Source organism: Pseudobutyrivibrio sp. (assembly GCF_015057185.1).
Lineage (GTDB): Bacteria > Bacillota > Clostridia > Lachnospirales > Lachnospiraceae > Pseudobutyrivibrio.
On record NZ_SVEV01000008.1, the window covers coordinates 1 to 18301 of the forward strand.

Sequence of the window (18301 nt, forward strand, 5' to 3'; positions counted from 1 at the left end):
AGCTTCATCTATGTGACTATGAAAAAGTGAGAAAAAGTGAGTTAACAAGAGATATAACAAGATTAATATGGGAGGATATTTATGAGCAGTATTATTAATTGGAATAAGCATTGGATTTTTAAGAAAGAAGCATGGGAAAATATTGATGCTTCTCAGGTGATAGATGGAGAAAAGGTAGATTTGCCTCATACATGGTACAAGGATGATGATTACTATCAGGGGGATGCAGTATATCAAAAAATATTTACTTATGAGCGCAAGGACTCAAAATGTACATTTGTAAAGTTCTATGGTGTTGATAAAGTGTGCCGCATTTTTCTTAATGGAAAAGAGGTGGGGCACCATGAGGGTGGCTACAATATTTTTGCCATTGATTTAACAGACGAAATTATCGATGGACAAAATGTCATGACCGTTCTTGTAAGCACCGATAAGAAATATCAGGTGTCTCCAATATCAGGTGACTTTGCTGTGTTTGGTGGTATACATAGAAAGGTAGAACTGATTGAGACATCAAAGGTCTGTTTTGACAGAACCTACTTTGGTACAGATGGATTTATTGTTAAGACAACCTGTGATAATGGTGTTGGCAAAATAGATGCCAAAGTAGTAGTTCATGGCGCAGAAGAATCAGCATGTGATATCGTATATACGATATATGATGGCGACGAAATAGTAATGAGCTCTAGGGAGAATTCATTTACATTTGATGGTCCAAAGCTATGGAATGGTCTTGATGATACATATTTATATACAATCAGGGCAACTCTAATTGTAGATGGAGACCCTGTTGACTGTGTAGAAAAAGAAATCGGATTTAGAAATATTAGAATGGATGCTAATGAAGGCTTTTTCCTTAATGGTAAGCATGTAAAGATTCATGGCGTAGCCAAGCATCAGGATACAGCAGGAGTATTTTCAGCAGCAACTATAGAGCACTGGAAGCAGGATATGGAGCTTATTCATGAAATCGGCGCAAATGGCGTTAGACTTTCCCACTATCCACATCCACAGGAGGTTTATTCGCTGTGTGATGCATATGGTTTTGTGGTATGGGCAGAGATACCTCTCCTCAAGCTTACAGAGGATGAGGGATTATTTGAAAATGCAAAGCTACAGCTCAAGGAAATGATACTTCAGAATATGCATCATCCAAGCATTTGCTTCTGGGGAATACAAAATGAGATTGCCATTTATGGTGAGTTCCCATATATGAAAGAAAAAATGGATGTGTTAAATGAGATTGCACATGAGCTTGATGATACCAGATTCTCGGTTTGTGCAAATCTTAATGTGGTACATTCCAATAGTAACCTTAATCAGGTGACTGACGCTACAGCCTATAATATTTATTATGGCTGGTATTATGGCAAGTTCGAGGATCATGGCAAGTTTTTAGATGAATTCCATCGTATTAATCCTGATATGCCACTTGGAATCTCAGAATATGGTGCAGATACAAACACAGCTTTTCATAGCGATGAGCCAAAGGTAAACGATTATACAGAGGAGTTCCAAGCTCTGTATCATGAGACAGTATATCCGATGATGGCTGAGCGTGATTTTGTATGGGGCAGCTTCGTTTGGAATATGTTTGATTTTACAAGTCCAATCAGACAGGCAGCAAATATTAAAAATAGAAATATTAAGGGACTTGTTACTTTTGACAGACAGACTAGAAAGGACAGTTTTTACTATTATAGAGCTATGTGGTCCAAGGAACCTTTCGTTCATTTTGCCAGCAAGCGCTATGTGAATCGCTCAAATGAGTTCATTAGTGTAAAGGTGTATTCAAATCAGCCAGAGGTTACAATCATAATAAACGGATTGGAATATACTCAGAGAGTGGAAAATGGTAGTGCCATTTTTGAAAATGTAAAGCTTGATATGGGCGAGAATAAAATTGTTGCCAAGGCAGGAATCTCTGTTGATGAGGTAATATTTAATCGCCAGAGTGAAGCAGACGAGTCATATGTATATGTAGATCAAAATCCGGGTCTCAATGTTCGCAACTGGTTCTTAGATGAGCAAAGCGAATCAGAGTTATTCCCAGAGGGCTTTCTTTCTATTAGAAGTACGATTAATGATTTATTAGCATCTGATGAAGCCACATCTGTTATTGATAAGAGAATGCCTGACGTTGGAAAGGATATAAGAGATATGGTAGGAACTTTTTCTCTTGAAAAATTCTTCTCATTTGCCAAGCCTGATTATACTGAGGAAGAATTCAAAGCATTGAATGCTGAACTTACAAAAATTGCTTTATAGTGATATAATTTACTATCAAGGACTGAGTTTTCCTCAGTCCTTTTATTGGTTTGTATAGAGGGTATTTATGAATAAAAACATTGAAACACTTAATACTGCATTGAATCTTATTCATTCTATTTTTAACTTGGGGACTAATACTTTCCAGGGTGAAAATGATGTAGAAAATTTTTGTAATGAGAACAGAGCTATCGAAGGTCAGGCTTGGCTTGCTCCTGAGGCACTAAAGCTGATTTTGGAAAAAAGCCATGAGAATAGCATTAATTACTTCGAGGATTTATTACACATTAGGATTGTGCTTTTTTATTATAAAAGCATTCCTGTGGTGTTAGGACCATATTTATCTGAAGAAATGACCATAGGTCAGAGCATTCAGATTTGCAATCAGATAGATAAAAAGAAAATGAATCCTAATGAATTGATAATATACTATGGTAAGTTCCCTGTTATCCCTGATGGAGTTATGAATAAAATTTTGCATGGCATATCAGAAAACCTTGGCTTAGAAAATCTATCTGAGCATTTTACCAGGTATAAGGGGCATAATGATGATATGTCAGAAAATGACGATTTGGAGCGTATAAGCAATGCCAACATCGAGGCTCATTATGTAACCGAGCGAGAATATATGAATGCAATTAAAAGAGGAAATACCCAGGAAGCCATTCATTACAAAAAGCTTCTATCTGAAAATGCCGCTGGAATGTGGACCAGAAAGGCTACCTTACAGGATAAAAAATTTGGCCTTGCTGTAAACAGAGCCATGAGTAGAATAGCAGCTTACGAAGCGGGTGTGCCAGCCCCTATTATTCATAAAATAACAACTAAAGAGTCTAGGGCGATTGCAGCAGCTAATAGTGAAAGTCAAATGGATGAGGCATGCGATACAATGCTCAAGGAATTTTGTGAGATAATTCGTATCATAAGAAATGAAAAATATTCTGCCTTAACACAAAGCATCATATATTCTGTAAATCAGCATTATATGGATGATATAACAATTAAGGAAATAGCAGATGAGTTAAACATTACAGAAAGCTATATGATTTCACAGTTTAAGAAAGAAACAGGACAGACGCCTGCAACTTATCTACGCCAGATTAGATTAAAAAATGCCGCCAACCTCTTGATTTCCACAAATGATGAAATCCAAAAGATTAGCGGCTGTGTAGGCATCCCTGATGCCAATTATTTCGTTAAATTATTCAAGGCTGAATTTGAAATGACACCTGGGGCATATCGTAAGCGTTACAAGATATAGAACCAGTCCTTACAAATTCTGATATTGCCTTTACAAGATTATCAGAAATTGCATAATCTTCATCAGTCATTGGACGCCAACACTTTTTGAGAGAGCCCATGGTGTACCAAAGCTCTGCTGAGTGGAAAGCGCCTGATTCATCTCCAGGAAGCTGTCTTGTAAAATAGAAGTAGTAAGCTTTTCCACCATTTGAATTAACTGCGTTGCAGAAATTCTTGCTCATGTCATGTAGAAATTCCGGTGCCATGTCTTCTGAGTTTGTGCTTAGGAGATATGGCACTTTTGCATATTCATTATTAGCTAATGCTTCTGCTGGATCCTTGGAAATGATAATACCATCCACATGAGGACAACAGTGAATCATCATATTCATATCAATGCTTGCTTTAAATGTTTCGATTAATTCCTGAACAGGGACTTTTCTCCAGTCATCAACATTATTCCCCAGTTTGTTTGTAAAGTTAGCAAAGTAATCGTAGCTATCCTCTACAGGATTAACAACGGCAAACTCTTTGCCGATTCCAGCGCCACTTGCCATATATACTTTATTGATATAAGGCTTGGTAAGAGGAGAGAAGCAATGCTGCTGGATACTCATTGCACCTGCAGACTGACCAAATAAAGTGATATTGTCAGGGTCTCCACCAAATGAAGCAATATGCTTGTGAACCCATTTGATAGCTTCTAACTGATCATATAAACCATAGTTTCCACTATGACCAGCTTCTTCAGTAAGCTTTCTATCGCAGAGAAAACCCAGTACTCCAAGTCGATAATTAATAGTTACAAATATGATGCCATTTTTTGCATAAGCGGATCCATCCATATGAAGCTCGTTTCCGCAACCGCCCTGGAATGCTCCGCCATGAATGTAGATTATAACAGGAGCCTTTTTAGCATCAGCAGGAGCATAGATATTAAGGAAAAGGCAATCCTCATCGTATTTGAATTCTAATCCATCTCTAAACTCTTTGTAATAAAAAGGCTTTGGTTCTTTTTGATCCTCTGGATCATAGGTTCTAAATTGTGGACAGGCATTACCGAAATCTGTTGCATCATAAACACCTTCCCATGAGTCTACTGGAACAGGATAAGCAAAGCGCTTGGCTGTTGCGTATCTGATTCCTCTAAATTCTTTTGTTCCATCTATGAATTCCAGACCCTGGATATCTCCAAGGTCTGTATTTATTGTTACTAGTTTATACATTTTCTACCTCTAGCTCTGCTGAATTTATATCCTCAGCAATAGCTTCTTTTTCATTTGAATTATTTGCGCTGTGAATCTTATGAAGCTTTTCATACATTTCCTCAGACTTATTTTTTGTAAGAGGATAAACAAGCCAAATGCTCACAAGAATTACTACTGCACCAAAAAGTGGCATTAATATAACAAGCTTTCTGATGTTTTCTCCAAAAGCAGGTGATTGCTCAGCAGCGCCGGCAACAAATCCTGCAGTGCCGATAAGCGCAGTAGATAGTGATGCGGCAGCAGCAGAACCAATTTTTCTAGAGAATGTGTAAATAGAATACATTGTTCCATCTGAACGCTCCCCAGATTTGTATTCCTGATAGTCAATTGATTCTGTAACAAGTGCCCAAACAAGCATTGTAAATGCTGTAAGTCCAAGGTTTGCAATAGAATTTACAAACATGAATACATAGCAATTTGGAATTCTTACAAGGTATAAAATTGCAAAAGCTACGATACTGTAGGCAGCAGAGTAGATGATAAGTTTTCTGTTTCCAACAATTTTAGCAAGGTGAGGTACCGCGAAGAATGCAAGGAACATCATTGGCAAGCTGATGAATGATGATGCAGCCATTGCCTTTGGCATATGGTAATACTCTTTAAATAAATAGTTGTTCATGCTTTGTGCACTTGCAAACATACTACCTACAGAAGCAATCATTACAGCAATAAGAGCTCTGTTTGTAAATGCTTCCTTGACAACATGACCAAGACTATATTTAGGAGCGTTATCTCCAACAAATCTATGCTCCTGGTGAATGCGCTCTTTTGTGAGATTTACAAGTAAAAGATAGAAGATGATAGAGAGAACACCTGCAACTATAGCCATAAGGAAATAGCCACTAGCCTTTGGATTTCCTGCATCATCCCAAATTGCAAGAGAAACAACTGGAATAAATAAAATACCAACACCCATTCCGCCGAATGCTCTCGCTCTTGAAAGACGTGTACGCTCCACTGGTGAATCTGTGATTACAGAAGCCATAGCACCATATGGCATTGATACACCTGTATAAGCCATTCCGTAGAGAATATAAGATACAGCAACCCATGCGTGCTTGATTACGCTAGGGAATGAAGTAGTGTCTGTGAAACATAAAAGACCTGTAAGGGCTAAAGGCACCATGAAAATTTTTACCCATGGCTTGAACTTATCAGAGCCCTTACCAATTTTGAAACGGTCAGGCAAAGAGCCAATCATTGGATCATTGATGGCATCCCATATCTTTGCCACAAAAATTAATGAAGCCATCCAGGCTGGACTGATACCAAGTACATAGTTGCAAAATGTAACATAGAATGCACTGATATAAAGATTTACTAAACTTCCCCCGAAGTCACCACTGAAATAACCAAATTGCTCTAGAAATGACAACTTAGTTTCTTTAGTTTGTTCTTTTTTCATTACTAAATGCTCCTTTTTTAGTGTTGTTGTATTTGGTGAATTCAGTATAAAAAAAGATATTTATCACAAATAGAAATATTTATAGCTGAATATAAAAATATTACTGTAACAACATTTTTCGGTATTGGCTAGGAGACATGCCTTTTTCCCTCTGAAAAATACGAGTGAAATAAGTTACATCAGGTATACCGCAAGAGCTGGCAATGTCTTGAATCTGTTGATTGGTTGTATTTAATAAGAATATTCCATGATCAATTCGTTTACTGTTTACAAATTCAGTGAAAGTTTTTTCCGTTTCCTTTTTAAATAAGGTTGCAAGATAGCTTTTGTTAAGTGCCAGGGCAGTGGCAGTGCTTTGAAGTGTCAGCTCTGTTTCAAAAAGATGCTGTGAAACGTAGTTGATTACTCGTTGCATAGTAGGGCTGTATCCTGATGTAGATTGATGCTGTACCATGGTGCAGTATCTTTTGAGAATTTCACGATGAACTTCTCTGTCCTGGTCAGGCGATGCCATATTCTCAATTTTGATTGCCATTCGGCGTGACATTTCATCAAGATGAATTGGGTGCACATTTCCCTTTTGTGCACCTTTTCTGCAAACGGTATTAAATGCAAGTAGATTATTTTTTTGACTCCTAAGTGTGTTGGAAGATCGGTTGTCAATGTTTCTAAGAGCCTGGTCTGTACTATAGTGCATGGCTGAATTAAAGTCACCTCTTGAAATGGCATCAATAACCTTTTCCTCTAATTCATATCTATATTCAAGTCTGGCCATAATGTCATCAGTTCCTGTGTTGGCATCCATATAGGTAATATAGGCGGTATCCTCATCAGAATTTTGTCGTAGATACTCAAGCCTAAAATTGCCAGGACCATAAATATGTTCACCAACGGTAAGTAAATAGTTCTCGATGATTGAGGAGTCCTTTAGGCAAGGCAATGTAGCGTAGTATTGATGCATAAAGGGAACTAAAGCCTCGGGAATTTTATTCTTGTGACATAGCTCGTTTGTGCGGTTGATACCAGAATTGATAGTGATATAAGGTCCAAGGATTATTAAATTCTCTTCTGAATCAGAAGGAATGGGTATGAAAATGTAGTGACAATCAAATCGGTCTGTCATCAAATAGATTATATTTTTTCTCACAAAGTCAGTATCTATATCCTTAAAAGAAAGTATGGTGGTATTGTCAGCTCCAACTATGGCATTTCGAAGTCCTAAATCCACTTTTGTGGAAAGTGGAGTAGTAGGGTTGATAATATTTGAACCTACATTAAGTTTTGAAAAAAAGCTGATTGTAAAATCTAAATAATTATTATCCATAAGAACACCTTTGTTAAAATAAAAACTCAATATCGAATGATATTTATTTATAATAATACAATATTTGCAAAAATAATATAAGAGTAAATATTGTACTACTTATACCAAATATAGTAATTGAGAAAACCAGGTTACCTAACTATGATATCTCTATAAATAATAAAGCCAAATGGGGATTGGCGAAGGAGGAGAATCATGGAACAGAAAAATGATGGAATTAACAGAGCCAAATGGTGGCAAATTGCAGGGTTAGCTGTTAATGATGTAGGCACAAATACCTATATGTGGATGATGATATTCATATCATATTATCTGAATGGTATTGTTGGTGTGGGTGTTGTCATTGCTTCATCACTTGCAACAATTATGAGACTTTGGGATGGAGTCACTGATCCTATTATTGGAATCATTTTGGACAAAACAAATGGTAAATTCGGAAAGAACAGACCTTTCCTTGTAATCGGTCAGGCAATTATGATTGTTATGTCAGCATTGATGTTTTTCGTAACACCAAAGTTTCCAAAGGTAGCTCAGTTCTTTATGTTTGTAGTGTTCTATGCTGTTTATATCATTGGTTATACATGTCAGTGTGTTGTTACAAAATCAGCACAGACATGTCTTACAAATGATCCAAAGCAAAGACCAACCTTTGGTATATATTCAGGAGTATTATCAGCATTATTCTTTACATTAGCACCACTTTATTCCTATACATATTTATTAGGAAAGCATATGTATCAGTTTGATATGGGATATTTTGCTGAGATGTGGAAGACTGGCGCTATTATGTCTTTGATTTGCACAATTATTGCATATATTGCTATCAGAGGTAAGGATAGAGATGAATTCTATGGTACTGGATCGGCAAAAATAGAGAAAATATCATTTAGAGATTATCTTGATGTGTTAAAGCACAACAAGGCTTTACAGATGCTTGTAATCAGTGCTTCTACTGACAAGTTAGGACGTCAGATGAATGGAAATGCAACAGTTTCAATTATTATTTATGCAATTATTTGTGGCAATGCATCAGCTGCTGGATTGGTTGGAACTTATACACTTGTTCCAGGAATGATAATGCTTTTCCTTGGAATTGGTTATGTGGCTAGAAAATTTGGTCAGCAAAAGGGATTTGTTTACTCTAGCTATGGAGCAATATTCTCTCTTGCAGCACTTATAGCTTTATTTGTAATTGGAAATCCTACATCACTTTCATTACCTGGTGATGGAAGATTTGCAGGATGGAATGTATTCTCATTATTGTTCCTTGTACTTATGGTTGTATTCTCAGGATTTCAGAATATTGCAGGAAGCTTGATTTATCCTATGACAGCTGACTGTACAGACTATGAAGTATATCGTAGCGGCAAATATGTGCCAGGCTTAATTGGAACAGTATTTAGCTTTATTGACAAACTTATTTCTTCACTTGCACCACTTTTGATTGGTTTATTATGTGCAGCAGTAGGTTATTCAAAGGCACTTCCAACAGCAGATACTCCTTATTCAACAGGTTTAGCCTGGGTTGGAATCATCAGCATGTATGGCGTTTTATTAATTGGATTTATATGTAATGTTGTTGCAATGAAATTCTATCCACTTTCAAAGGAAAAGATGGAAGAAATTGCAGAAGACATTGCTAAAATTAAAAAGGAAGCAACAGCAGAATCAGTAAACGAAAGCTCAGACAATGATAAAAAAGCAGCTTTGAAGAATGCTTAAGCTGTTACTAGAAGTGAGGTTATAAATGATAGATCTTAAGGCAAAGCCTTTTAATTTAAATGAAAAACAGATTGAGTGGGTGGAGAAGACATTTAATTCTTTAACAGAGGATGAGAAAATTGGACAGCTTTTCATCAATTTGACATTGCAAAGAGATAAGGAAAGCTTGGACAAACTCATTAACGAATACCACATTGGTGGTGTTCGTTGGCAGGGGGGAACACTTGAGGAAGTATATGAGCAGAATAAATACTTCCAGGAACATAGCAAGGTTCCAGTGCTCATAGCAGCAAATACAGAAGCAGGTGGTAACGGTGCAGTTTCAGAAGGAACATTTATTGCATCTGGTGCTGCATGTGGAGCCAGCCAAACAGAGGAGACTGTTAGAGACATGGCCAGCGTAGGAGCTGAGGAAGCAAAAGCAATAGGCTGCAACTGGGTTTTTGCTCCAGTGTGCGATGTGGTTTCAAACTGGAGAAATACTATTGTAAATACTAGAGCCTTCGGAGATGATCCAAAGCTTGTGGCTTCACGTTCTATAGCTTACATGGAAGAAAATTTAAATAGAGGCGTTGCCTGTGCAGCTAAGCATTTCCCTGGTGATGGTTCAGAGGAAAGAGATCAGCACTTGGTAATGGGCTGCAATGATTTATCAGTCGAAGAGTGGGATGATAGCTTTGGATATGTTTATAAGTCACTGATTGATGCAGGACTCCCTAGCATTATGGTTGGGCATATTTGCCAGCCAGCATATTCAAAAAAGCTTCGTCCTGGAATAAAGGATTCTGAAATCAAGCCAGCTACACTTTCGCCTGAGTTATTACAGGATTTATTACGTGGACAGCTTGGATTTAATGGACTTATTGTTACTGATGCAACTCACATGGTAGGCCTTACAGCTGCGGCTTCAAGAAAGGATTGTTTACCTGGAGTGATTGCGGCAGGCTGCGATATGATTTTATTCTTCAATGACCCAGCTGAAGATATTCAGTACATTAGAGAAGCTCTTACATCAGGCGTTCTTTCAAGAGAGCGCCTTGATGAGGCAGTTTATCGAATCCTTGCTTTAAAGGCGTCCGTAGGACTTAATGATTTCAAGTTCCCTGCTAAGGATGCTCTTGAAATCGTAGGTTGCAATAAGCACCATGAAATGGCATCAAGAGCTGCTGATGAAAGCATCACATTGGTTAAGGATACCAGAAACGTTCTTCCTGTTAATCCAAAGGAAAAGAAGAATGTATATTTGATTTTCCTTGAAAGTGCGCCTACAAGCATTGCCTGTGGCACTGACAAGGCAAAGAATTTACTTATTAAAGAGCTTGAGGACGCAGGCTTTAATGTAACTGCACCAAAGGACCTTTATGAATTTGAGGCAGAGCAGCCAAGCAAGTTCAACAAGTTCAAGGTTATAGGCCATGTTAATCGTGAAGAGTTCAAGAAAAACACAGACCTTGTTCTCTTTGTTATCAATATGAAGGGCTATGCTCAAACCAACAATGTAAGACTTACATATGATGCATCCCATTCAGTGCAGAACCCTTGGTTTATAAATGAGGTGCCAACAGTAGCAGTTTCATTAAACTACACTAATCATTTGTATGATGTGCCAATGATGAAAACCTTCATTAATGCTTATGGTGATACACCTGAGTATTTGCATGCTTTGGTTGAAAAAATTACAGGCCAGTCAGAGTTTAAGGGCAAAGCCAATGAACTAGTATGGTGCGGCCGTTGGGAAACAAGATTGTAATATTGGAGATATAGAAATGTCAGCTTTAGAATTATTTGAAAAGAAGAAGGATTATATAGTTTGTGTTGATTCAGATGGTTGTGCAATGGACACAATGAATATCAAGCACATTAAGTGCTTTGGCCCATGCATGATTGAGGAGTGGGGATTGCAGCAGTGGCAGGATGAAATCCTAGCCAGATGGAATCAGGTTAATCTTTACACTATGACCAGAGGAATCAACAGATTCAAGGGGCTGGCAACAGCACTTGCTGAGGTCAACGAGAAATACAAACAAATCGAAGGTGTTATTTGCTTAGTAAATTGGGTGGATAATGCAAAGGAGCTTAGCAACAATGCTGTGGAAAAAATGATTCCTAAGCATCCTATTTTTGAAAAGGTGCTTAATTGGAGCAATGCGGTAAACAAAGCTATCGAGGCATTACCAGAGGATGCACTAAAACCATTTGGGGGAGTTTTAGAGGCGTTGAAATCAATCCATGAGAAATGCGATATTGCAATAGTTTCGAGTGCAAATCCTGAAGCAGTCAGAAACGAATGGAGAAAGTACGGGCTGCTTGAACATGTTGATTTAGTCTGTGCACAGGATATGGGAACAAAGTCTGTTTGCATTAGAAAGATTCTTAGCAAAGGATACAAAATGGATCAGGTTTTAGTTTGTGGCGACGCAGTAGGAGATATGCAGGCAGCAGCAGGCAACGGAGTTTTGTACTATCCTATATGTGTAAATCACGAGGAAGAATCTTGGGACAAGCTACAAAATGATGCAATTCCAAAATTCTTGGAGTTTACTTACAAGGGAGACTATCAACGTCAGGTAATAGATGAATTCTTAGATAACTTAAAGTAGGAAAATAAAATTAGAGTTATAAAAAATGATGCAATGGATGATGCAAATCTGTTGCATCATTTTTTTGCCGTAAAATTGATTCTGCAATTAAGAGAATAAAATCGAAAATAATATCAAAGTGTGATTTACCGTTTTTTCATAGAATAACAGCATAGACAAGAGGACAATAGTTTTTCAACTATTACATAAGAAAGAAGGAGAAGAAAATGAGTAAAACACTTCCAGTTGGTATTCAGGTATACGGTCTTAGAGACTTACTTGAAAACACACCAGAAAATTTCAAAGATGTTATGACAAAAGTTAAAGAACTTGGTTATGACGGAGTTGAGCTTGCAGGTCTTTATGGACTTGAGCCAGAGTTCGTTAAGAAGACTCTCGAAGAGGTAGGACTTACACCAATTTCTGCACACGTTGCATTTGATGAGATGATGAATGACATCGACAAGGTCATCGCTGATTACTCTACAATCGGTGTTAAATATTTGGTAATGCCTTACATGGCTGAGGAATATCGCCCAGCTAATCCAGAAGGATTCAAGAAGTTCCTTCCACTTTTAAATGAAGTTGGAGAGAAGATTCACAAGGCAGGAATGACATTCCTTTATCACAACCACGATTTCGAGTTCGTTAAGCTTGAGAATGGCAAGTGGGGATATGATGAGATGTTTGATTCAATCCCAGCTGAGAACCTTCAGTCAGAGCTTGATACTTGCTGGTGTGATGTTGCTACAGGCGAAGCTCCAGAATTCGTTAAGAAGTACACAAATCGTATCCCAGTAGTTCACCTTAAGGATTACATCAAGAAGGGTGAAGTTAAGAATATGTACAAGCTCATCGGTATCGAAGAGGAAGAGTCTGAAGGAGACACAGGATACTTCGGATTCCGTCCAGTTGGATTCGGACAGATGATTTGGGAGCCAGTTCTCGATGCAGCTATCGAAGCTAATGCAAACTGGGTCATCGTAGAGCAGGATGAGCACTACGAGCTCGAGCCACTTGAGTGCGCTCGCCGCAGCCGCGAATACTTACGTATCCTTGGCTGGTAATCGTTGAATAATTTATTTTATCAAAAAATTTAAGTGAGCTTTGTAACTATCAAGCTCTAAGTGTTGCTGAAAGGAACGTGTCAGTGACTGAAAGCAATATCTTAGGCTTGAGAGTGTAACAAAGCGGACTATAGGAGGAAAAAATGAAAAAAGAAATTAGAATTGCCATCATTGGCTGCGGTATGATTTCACACCGCCACATGACAGTTATCCAGAATCTTAACAAGAGAGGCGAGAACCTTAGAGTTGTTGCAGCTGCTGAAATCGACAAGGAAAAGCTTTTAGCTTGGGGTAAGCAGTACGGAATCGATGAGAAGGATCTTTATGTTGACTTCCGCGAGATGTTAAAGAGAGATGATATCGATGAGGTAGAGGTTTGCGTACATAACAACCTTCATACTTCAGTTGCTACAGCAGTTATGGCAGCAGGTTTCCCTTGCTACTCAGAGAAGCCAATGGCTTGCTCATATGCTGATGCAAAGATTCTTTACGATGCACAGAAGAAGTATGGTCAGAAGCTTGCTGTTCAGATCAGCTCAATCTACAACCCACAGACACGTATCGCAAAGAAGATGATTGAAGAAGGAAAGCTTGGTAAGGTTTACCATGCACGTTCAGTAGGTCACAGACGTCAGGGCCGTCCTGGTTATGATATGCAGTTCTTCTCAAAGGACTTCATCAATCCAGAAATCGGTGTTCACGGACCATTATTTGATCTTGGTATTTATCACCTTGCTCAGATGCTCTATGTACTTGGTATGCCAGAGCTTGAGAGCGTTTATGGTGTTCAGTCTTGTGATTATTGGACACACCCAACAATCGATGCACAGACAAATCGTACAGCTCCAGTAGAGGATCTTGGTGTTGGTATCGCTCGTTTCAAGAACGGTCTTTCAATGGATATCTACGAGGATTGGGCTATTCACATGGATGAAATCGGTACAAGCTTCATCGCTGGTAAGAACGGCGGTATCAAGTTTATCGATGTTGACTCAACAGGTGGTCCTATGGCAGTTCCAGAGGGCGGCGCTATCGTTGGTGGTGGTCACCTTCAGACTCCAAAGCTTGAGCACTATGGTGTAGACGAGGATGGAAACTTATTTGAGACAAAGCTTGATTGTGCTATCGGTGATATCACAGGTCAGCAGGAGCTTGCTCTTCACCCAGAGATGGTTATGTACAATGACAACCAGCTTCACTGGTATTCATACCTTCGTGGCGATCTTACAGATGAGACACGTATTGACTCACCTTACATCGCTATGCAGACAGCATTCATTTCAGAAGGTATCGTTCTTTCTAACGAGCTTGGCCGTTCAGTAACAGCTGACGAGATCAAGAAGATGTCTAAGTCAATCGCTATCCGCGAGCAGAAGACAGACTTCGGCGTAATCAAGTACGATTTTGATGAGTACGTTCCAGAAGTATAATCAATAATTTAAACAGTAATTTTTAATACATTAACTAATTTTTTTCCTTTAATTCAAATGCACCCCAAGCCAGTGGGGTGCATTTTTATTTGCGAAGTATTTCATCCCTATATTTTTTAGGACTCTTACCATATTCTTTTATGAAAGCCCGATAAAAAACTGAGTAGTCAGAAAAGCCGTAGGATTCGGAAACTAAAGAAATATCTTGGCCGCTAAGAATGGCGTCTCGACACATGTCGAGGCGCTTTTTTGTTATGTATTTATGCAAAGGTAGTCCATTGGTCTCTGTGAAAATGTGAGAAATATGGAATTTGCTCACATGCATTTTCTCAGCTAATAAGTCCAGAGATAAATCCTCATCAATATGTGATTCAATGTATTGGATGATGCTCTGATAGAGGGTATCTTCACTTAAATCGGTGACTTCTGGATTAAGTGATTCGTACACGAAACGATTTACAGATAATACAAAATCACTAACGTTTAGAAGAATTTTTGCATCTCGTCCAAATCTGTTTGAATGAATCTCGTCTATAAGTGTAAAAACCTTTCCCTGAATACTGTTGAATTCTATGTCTGTAAATTTGTGAATAAAACCATTCTCTTTTTTTGATAAATCAGAAAGGTAATAGTAATCCTCAGACACATTGGTAAGAGTCTTTAAGAAGTCCTCAGTAATCCAGAATACGATTCTCTTATAGCTGGATTTGGTGTCTACTTGTCGTATGTGATGTGGTATTCCTGGTGGGATGACAATCATCGTACCTGGAGTGGGAGCAAGGGCTGTCTGATTCAGGTACATGATAATGTCTCCTTCAAGGAAGAAGTAAAACTCATAGTAATCATGTGAGTGCTGCTTTACATCAGGTACAGTTTTGTCGCTGTAGTAGTAGATCTCAAAATCCCTGTAAAGCATATATTGTCTTGTACTAAATTCGGTTTTTAAATTTTTTTTCATACTAACCTCTAATCCGATGGTTACAACAACAAGCCTTTGATTCTCTTTCTTCAGCTAAAATGCCTCATTCAGAGAACAAAGAGCTTGTAGTCTACCATCTCGATTAAAAAACAGAATAACATTATACCGCAAGAATTGCAATGTGTTTAGCAAAAGCAACAATACAATGGTTTGAATTCTGAGGATAACAGAATATGAATTATGAGATTGTAAGATAATTTATTGTTGAGGAAGTTATAGTAGTCAGTTTTGACGCAATGATTTCCTCGCTTTCTTTATAGCCACCTTTTATCCAGTAATCGATTATTCCGGCGCAGCCAGCAGCTATATACGCAAATACGATATTCTTATCCTCATCGCTGACACAAGTGATTTTACTATTCATATAAGTTGAAAAGTTTTGGTAAATCATTGAGGATATTTTTGAAGTGAAGCTTGAAGCAGTGCTCATAGTCAACGTACCAGCAATAGTTTGATTGTCTATATTTGCTTTTAAGTATTTTAATATATCAATGATAAAATCTTCGGGATTATTTTCGATAGCCATATTTAGCTTGTTTGAAAGCTCTTGTATAGTTTCTTCTTGAAGCTTGTCGATCAAATCCTGCACATCTAAATAGTGTTTGTAGAATGTCGCACGATTTATGTCTGCCCTCTTACAGATGGCAGTGACAGTTATCTTCTCCACAGATCTTTCTTGTATTAATTCGTAAAGCGCAGAGCGTATTCTCATTTTCGTGTAGCGAACTCTGCCATCTTCTTTTTTTATTTCGATTTCTGACATATTCAACACTTCTCCTTAATACTGTTTAATAAGTTTCATTCTAGAAATTATTGATGGTTGTATCCATGTTTTGGCGGATTTATAATCCATTACATAAAAGATAATAAACATATGTTGAATAACTTTCAAGTGTTTCTTATCTTGCTGGAGGTGGAAAATGAAAAAAGAACAAGTTGAGCTTTTTGAAAGTGACAATCAGTGGATGGCAATTTTTAAAATGGTTGGGCCTGCACTCATTGCAATACTAGTCATGTTAATTTACAACATGGCGGACATGGTTTTTGTAGGACAGACGGGCGAGACAGCTCAAGTTGCGGCAATTTCGGTTGTTAGCCCCGTATTTAACATTATCATGTCTGTTGCAATGCTTATATCTGGAGGGGGGACAGTTCTTATTTCAAAAGATTTAGGAGCGAAGGATATGGAGCATGCCAAAATTGTATCAAGCCTTTGTATTTGGGCTGCTTCAATATTAGGTATTTTAGTTGGAGGTTTGATAATACTCTTTAGACATCCCTTATTGTTACTACTTGGTGCTACGCCTGATATTGAGAAATATGCTTTGCAGTACATGGTGATACTTGCCATGGGAGCACCGTTACTATTATTAGCTAATATGTTGGGACAGGTTCTTCGTGCCGAAGGAGCAGTAACAGACGGATTGATAGGTAATCTTATAGGGACAGTTATTAATATTATTCTTGATCCAATCTTTATTCTTGGAATGAATATGGGAGTTGTGGGAGCTGCAGTTGCCACTGTGATAGGCAATATATTTGCAGTTGTGTACTACGGATTTTATATGAAGAGGAGAGCTGTAGTCTTAAATGCCAAGATTCAATATGCCATAAAGCGGCCAATATATATTTTTTCGGTCATGGCTTTGGGTGTACCAAATTCATTAAGCACCTTGTTGTCTGGACTAGCAAATTCTTTTGCGAATCAATTATTGGCAAAATATGGTTCTGATTCAATAGCTGCCAACACAGCGGCAGGCAGAGTGAATTTGATAATTGTTATGGTCCTGATGGGCATATGCATGGGAGCGCAACCATTGATTGCTTACAATTACGGAGCGGGGAATTACATAAGACTTGCAGCCGTAATCAAACGTTTGCTAATACTAAACCTCCTTGGTGGAGCGGTTATGTCAGGAGCGGTTATCATTTTAAGAACAGAAATAATTGGGCTATTCCTAAAGGATGAAGCAGTGGCAGCAACGGCGGAGTCAATTCTTTCTATTTTAATGATTAGTTCACCGTTTTTGGGATTGTTTTATCTAGGTACAAATTTTCTTCAAGCAACAGGAAAAGCTATGGAGGCTACGATAGTATCAACGATGCAGAAGGGGATATTGTTAATTCCATCATTATTTATTTTTGAATATATATATAAATTTATGGGGATTAGATTGGCGTATGTCGTAGCAGATTTTGGTTCAGTAATCATAGCGGTAATACTTTTGATTATAGAATGGAAGAAAACAGTGGAGGCGAATCAGAAAAGGAGAGTAGATTATGAATATTGTGCTTGATGCGGTAAATGGTTTAATGTATTTCTTTATTTATATGTTTTCAATGGCATTTTTATTATTTATTATCAATGGGGTTTTTGAGGTACCGAAAGAACTATTTAGAAAATTGTTTCATTTTGTATCATTCTCATCTGTAATAGTGATGATATATGCTGCAAAGGAGTGGATTGCTGCAGCGTTAATTCCACTAGGAGTAATAGCTATTAGTTATCCAGGACTAATTATGTCAAGCAAAAATGAAAAGTTCACATCAGTATTATCAGAACGCAGGCCTGGAGAATTAAAATCAAGTCTAGTGCAGTTATATATAACAATTGCAGTAATTATAGCCGTATGCTGGGGCTTGTTTGGGCATAAGGAACTGGCTATTGCATCAATTCTTATGTGGGGATTTGGAGATGCAGCAGCAGCTCTTATCGGGAAAAAATATGGTAAACATAAGGTACTTCGATTCAAACATGTGGATAATAAGAAGAGCTGGGAGGGTACAGCAGCTATGTGGTTTGTGGCGTTTACATTTGGATTATTAAGTCTCTATATTGTAGGAAGTTTGCCAATTATTAATTGTGTATTAGCGATTGTTGTAGCGGCGCCGATTGCAGCAATAACGGAACTTGTGACCCAAAATGGTCATGATACAATTACAGTTCCCTTGGCGTCTGCAGTTGTAATATATGGAAGCTACATGGCCATGGGAATAGCTTGATAACTTAAAAAGAT

Annotated in this window: 14 protein-coding genes; 9 read left to right on the top strand and 5 right to left on the bottom strand. The window is 37.9% G+C overall.

Features of this window, described 5'->3' with window-relative positions; translation table 11 throughout:
• Positions 1–81 precede the first annotated feature (81 nt).
• A complete protein-coding gene (locus E7276_RS04510) occupies positions 82–2268 on the top strand; it encodes a glycoside hydrolase family 2 protein (RefSeq protein WP_294214268.1) in 2187 nt (728 codons plus the stop codon).
• A gap of 67 nt (positions 2269–2335) precedes the next feature.
• Positions 2336–3529 carry a helix-turn-helix transcriptional regulator gene (locus E7276_RS04515; RefSeq protein WP_294214269.1) on the top strand — a complete coding sequence of 398 codons (1194 nt, stop codon included), beginning with the start codon at positions 2336–2338 and terminating at the stop codon, positions 3527–3529.
• Here E7276_RS04515 and E7276_RS04520 read toward each other — a convergent pair.
• The 3 genes from E7276_RS04520 to E7276_RS04530 all read right to left on the bottom strand — a co-directional run bounded on the left by E7276_RS04520 (position 3474) and on the right by E7276_RS04530 (position 7507).
• Positions 3474–4736 (bottom strand): carboxylesterase family protein, encoded by a 1263-nt coding sequence (locus E7276_RS04520; protein WP_294214271.1) that lies wholly within the window; start codon positions 4734–4736, stop codon positions 3474–3476. The genes E7276_RS04515 and E7276_RS04520 overlap by 56 nt on opposite strands.
• Positions 4729–6183, bottom strand: coding sequence for an MFS transporter (locus E7276_RS04525; RefSeq protein WP_294214273.1), 1455 nt, complete (start codon positions 6181–6183; stop codon positions 4729–4731). The genes E7276_RS04520 and E7276_RS04525 overlap by 8 nt, the downstream gene beginning before the upstream one ends.
• Before the next feature lie 100 nt (positions 6184–6283).
• Positions 6284–7507 carry a helix-turn-helix transcriptional regulator gene (locus E7276_RS04530; RefSeq protein WP_294214275.1) on the bottom strand — a complete coding sequence of 408 codons (1224 nt, stop codon included), beginning with the start codon at positions 7505–7507 and terminating at the stop codon, positions 6284–6286.
• Positions 7508–7702: 195 nt separating this feature from the next.
• Here E7276_RS04530 and E7276_RS04535 point away from each other — a divergent pair, with 195 nt between their 5' ends.
• The 5 genes from E7276_RS04535 (at position 7703) to E7276_RS04555 (ending at position 14305) form a co-directional block, all read left to right on the top strand.
• On the top strand, positions 7703–9229 hold the full coding sequence (locus E7276_RS04535) for an MFS transporter (protein WP_294214277.1): 1527 nt from the start codon (positions 7703–7705) through the stop codon (positions 9227–9229).
• Between the two features lie 25 nt (positions 9230–9254).
• Positions 9255–10979 carry a glycoside hydrolase family 3 protein gene (locus tag E7276_RS04540; RefSeq protein ID WP_294214279.1) on the top strand — a complete coding sequence of 575 codons (1725 nt, stop codon included), beginning with the start codon at positions 9255–9257 and terminating at the stop codon, positions 10977–10979.
• Positions 10980–10995: 16 nt separating this feature from the next.
• Positions 10996–11829, top strand: coding sequence for an HAD family hydrolase (locus tag E7276_RS04545; protein ID WP_294214282.1), 834 nt, complete (start codon positions 10996–10998; stop codon positions 11827–11829).
• 206 nt (positions 11830–12035) lie between these two features.
• Positions 12036–12875 (top strand): sugar phosphate isomerase/epimerase family protein, encoded by an 840-nt coding sequence (locus E7276_RS04550; RefSeq protein WP_294214284.1) that lies wholly within the window; start codon positions 12036–12038, stop codon positions 12873–12875.
• A 143-nt stretch (positions 12876–13018) separates the two neighbouring features.
• The gene (locus E7276_RS04555; RefSeq protein WP_294214286.1) at positions 13019–14305 is read left to right on the top strand and encodes a Gfo/Idh/MocA family protein; all 1287 of its coding nucleotides are present in this window, start codon (positions 13019–13021) and stop codon (positions 14303–14305) included.
• Between the two features lie 85 nt (positions 14306–14390).
• On the opposite strand, the gene E7276_RS04560 is transcribed toward E7276_RS04555, so the two are convergent.
• Both E7276_RS04560 and E7276_RS04565 read right to left on the bottom strand, forming a co-directional pair.
• A complete protein-coding gene (locus E7276_RS04560) occupies positions 14391–15263 on the bottom strand; it encodes an AraC family transcriptional regulator (protein ID WP_294214288.1) in 873 nt (290 codons plus the stop codon).
• A 199-nt stretch (positions 15264–15462) separates the two neighbouring features.
• Positions 15463–16047 (bottom strand): TetR/AcrR family transcriptional regulator, encoded by a 585-nt coding sequence (locus E7276_RS04565; RefSeq protein WP_294214291.1) that lies wholly within the window; start codon positions 16045–16047, stop codon positions 15463–15465.
• 157 nt (positions 16048–16204) lie between these two features.
• On the opposite strand from E7276_RS04565, the gene E7276_RS04570 reads away from it, so the two are divergent.
• Both E7276_RS04570 and E7276_RS04575 read left to right on the top strand, forming a co-directional pair.
• Complete coding sequence (locus E7276_RS04570; RefSeq protein ID WP_294214294.1) at positions 16205–17581, top strand: MATE family efflux transporter; 1377 nt, start codon at positions 16205–16207, stop codon at positions 17579–17581.
• Positions 17565–18287: a diacylglycerol/polyprenol kinase family protein gene (locus E7276_RS04575; protein WP_294214298.1), complete on the top strand. Its 723-nt coding sequence runs from the start codon at positions 17565–17567 to the stop codon at positions 18285–18287. Before E7276_RS04570 ends, E7276_RS04575 begins: the two co-directional genes overlap by 17 nt.
• The last annotated feature ends 14 nt before the right edge of the window (positions 18288–18301 follow it).

What these genes read in the sequence shown, in the direction of transcription:
- E7276_RS04520 (WP_294214271.1), bottom strand. Translation starts at nt 4,736, where the DNA reads ATGTATAAACTAGTAACAATAAATACAGACCTTGGAGATATCCAGGGT.
- E7276_RS04530 (WP_294214275.1), bottom strand. Translation starts at nt 7,507, where the DNA reads ATGGATAATAATTATTTAGATTTTACAATCAGCTTTTTTTCAAAACTT.
- E7276_RS04555 (WP_294214286.1), top strand. Translation starts at nt 13,019, where the DNA reads ATGAAAAAAGAAATTAGAATTGCCATCATTGGCTGCGGTATGATTTCA.
- E7276_RS04525 (WP_294214273.1), bottom strand. Translation starts at nt 6,183, where the DNA reads ATGAAAAAAGAACAAACTAAAGAAACTAAGTTGTCATTTCTAGAGCAA.
- E7276_RS04550 (WP_294214284.1), top strand. Translation starts at nt 12,036, where the DNA reads ATGAGTAAAACACTTCCAGTTGGTATTCAGGTATACGGTCTTAGAGAC.
- E7276_RS04560 (WP_294214288.1), bottom strand. Translation starts at nt 15,263, where the DNA reads ATGAAAAAAAATTTAAAAACCGAATTTAGTACAAGACAATATATGCTT.
- E7276_RS04515 (WP_294214269.1), top strand. Translation starts at nt 2,336, where the DNA reads ATGAATAAAAACATTGAAACACTTAATACTGCATTGAATCTTATTCAT.
- E7276_RS04575 (WP_294214298.1), top strand. Translation starts at nt 17,565, where the DNA reads ATGAATATTGTGCTTGATGCGGTAAATGGTTTAATGTATTTCTTTATT.
- E7276_RS04510 (WP_294214268.1), top strand. Translation starts at nt 82, where the DNA reads ATGAGCAGTATTATTAATTGGAATAAGCATTGGATTTTTAAGAAAGAA.
- E7276_RS04535 (WP_294214277.1), top strand. Translation starts at nt 7,703, where the DNA reads ATGGAACAGAAAAATGATGGAATTAACAGAGCCAAATGGTGGCAAATT.
- E7276_RS04565 (WP_294214291.1), bottom strand. Translation starts at nt 16,047, where the DNA reads ATGTCAGAAATCGAAATAAAAAAAGAAGATGGCAGAGTTCGCTACACG.
- E7276_RS04545 (WP_294214282.1), top strand. Translation starts at nt 10,996, where the DNA reads ATGTCAGCTTTAGAATTATTTGAAAAGAAGAAGGATTATATAGTTTGT.
- E7276_RS04540 (WP_294214279.1), top strand. Translation starts at nt 9,255, where the DNA reads ATGATAGATCTTAAGGCAAAGCCTTTTAATTTAAATGAAAAACAGATT.
- E7276_RS04570 (WP_294214294.1), top strand. Translation starts at nt 16,205, where the DNA reads ATGAAAAAAGAACAAGTTGAGCTTTTTGAAAGTGACAATCAGTGGATG.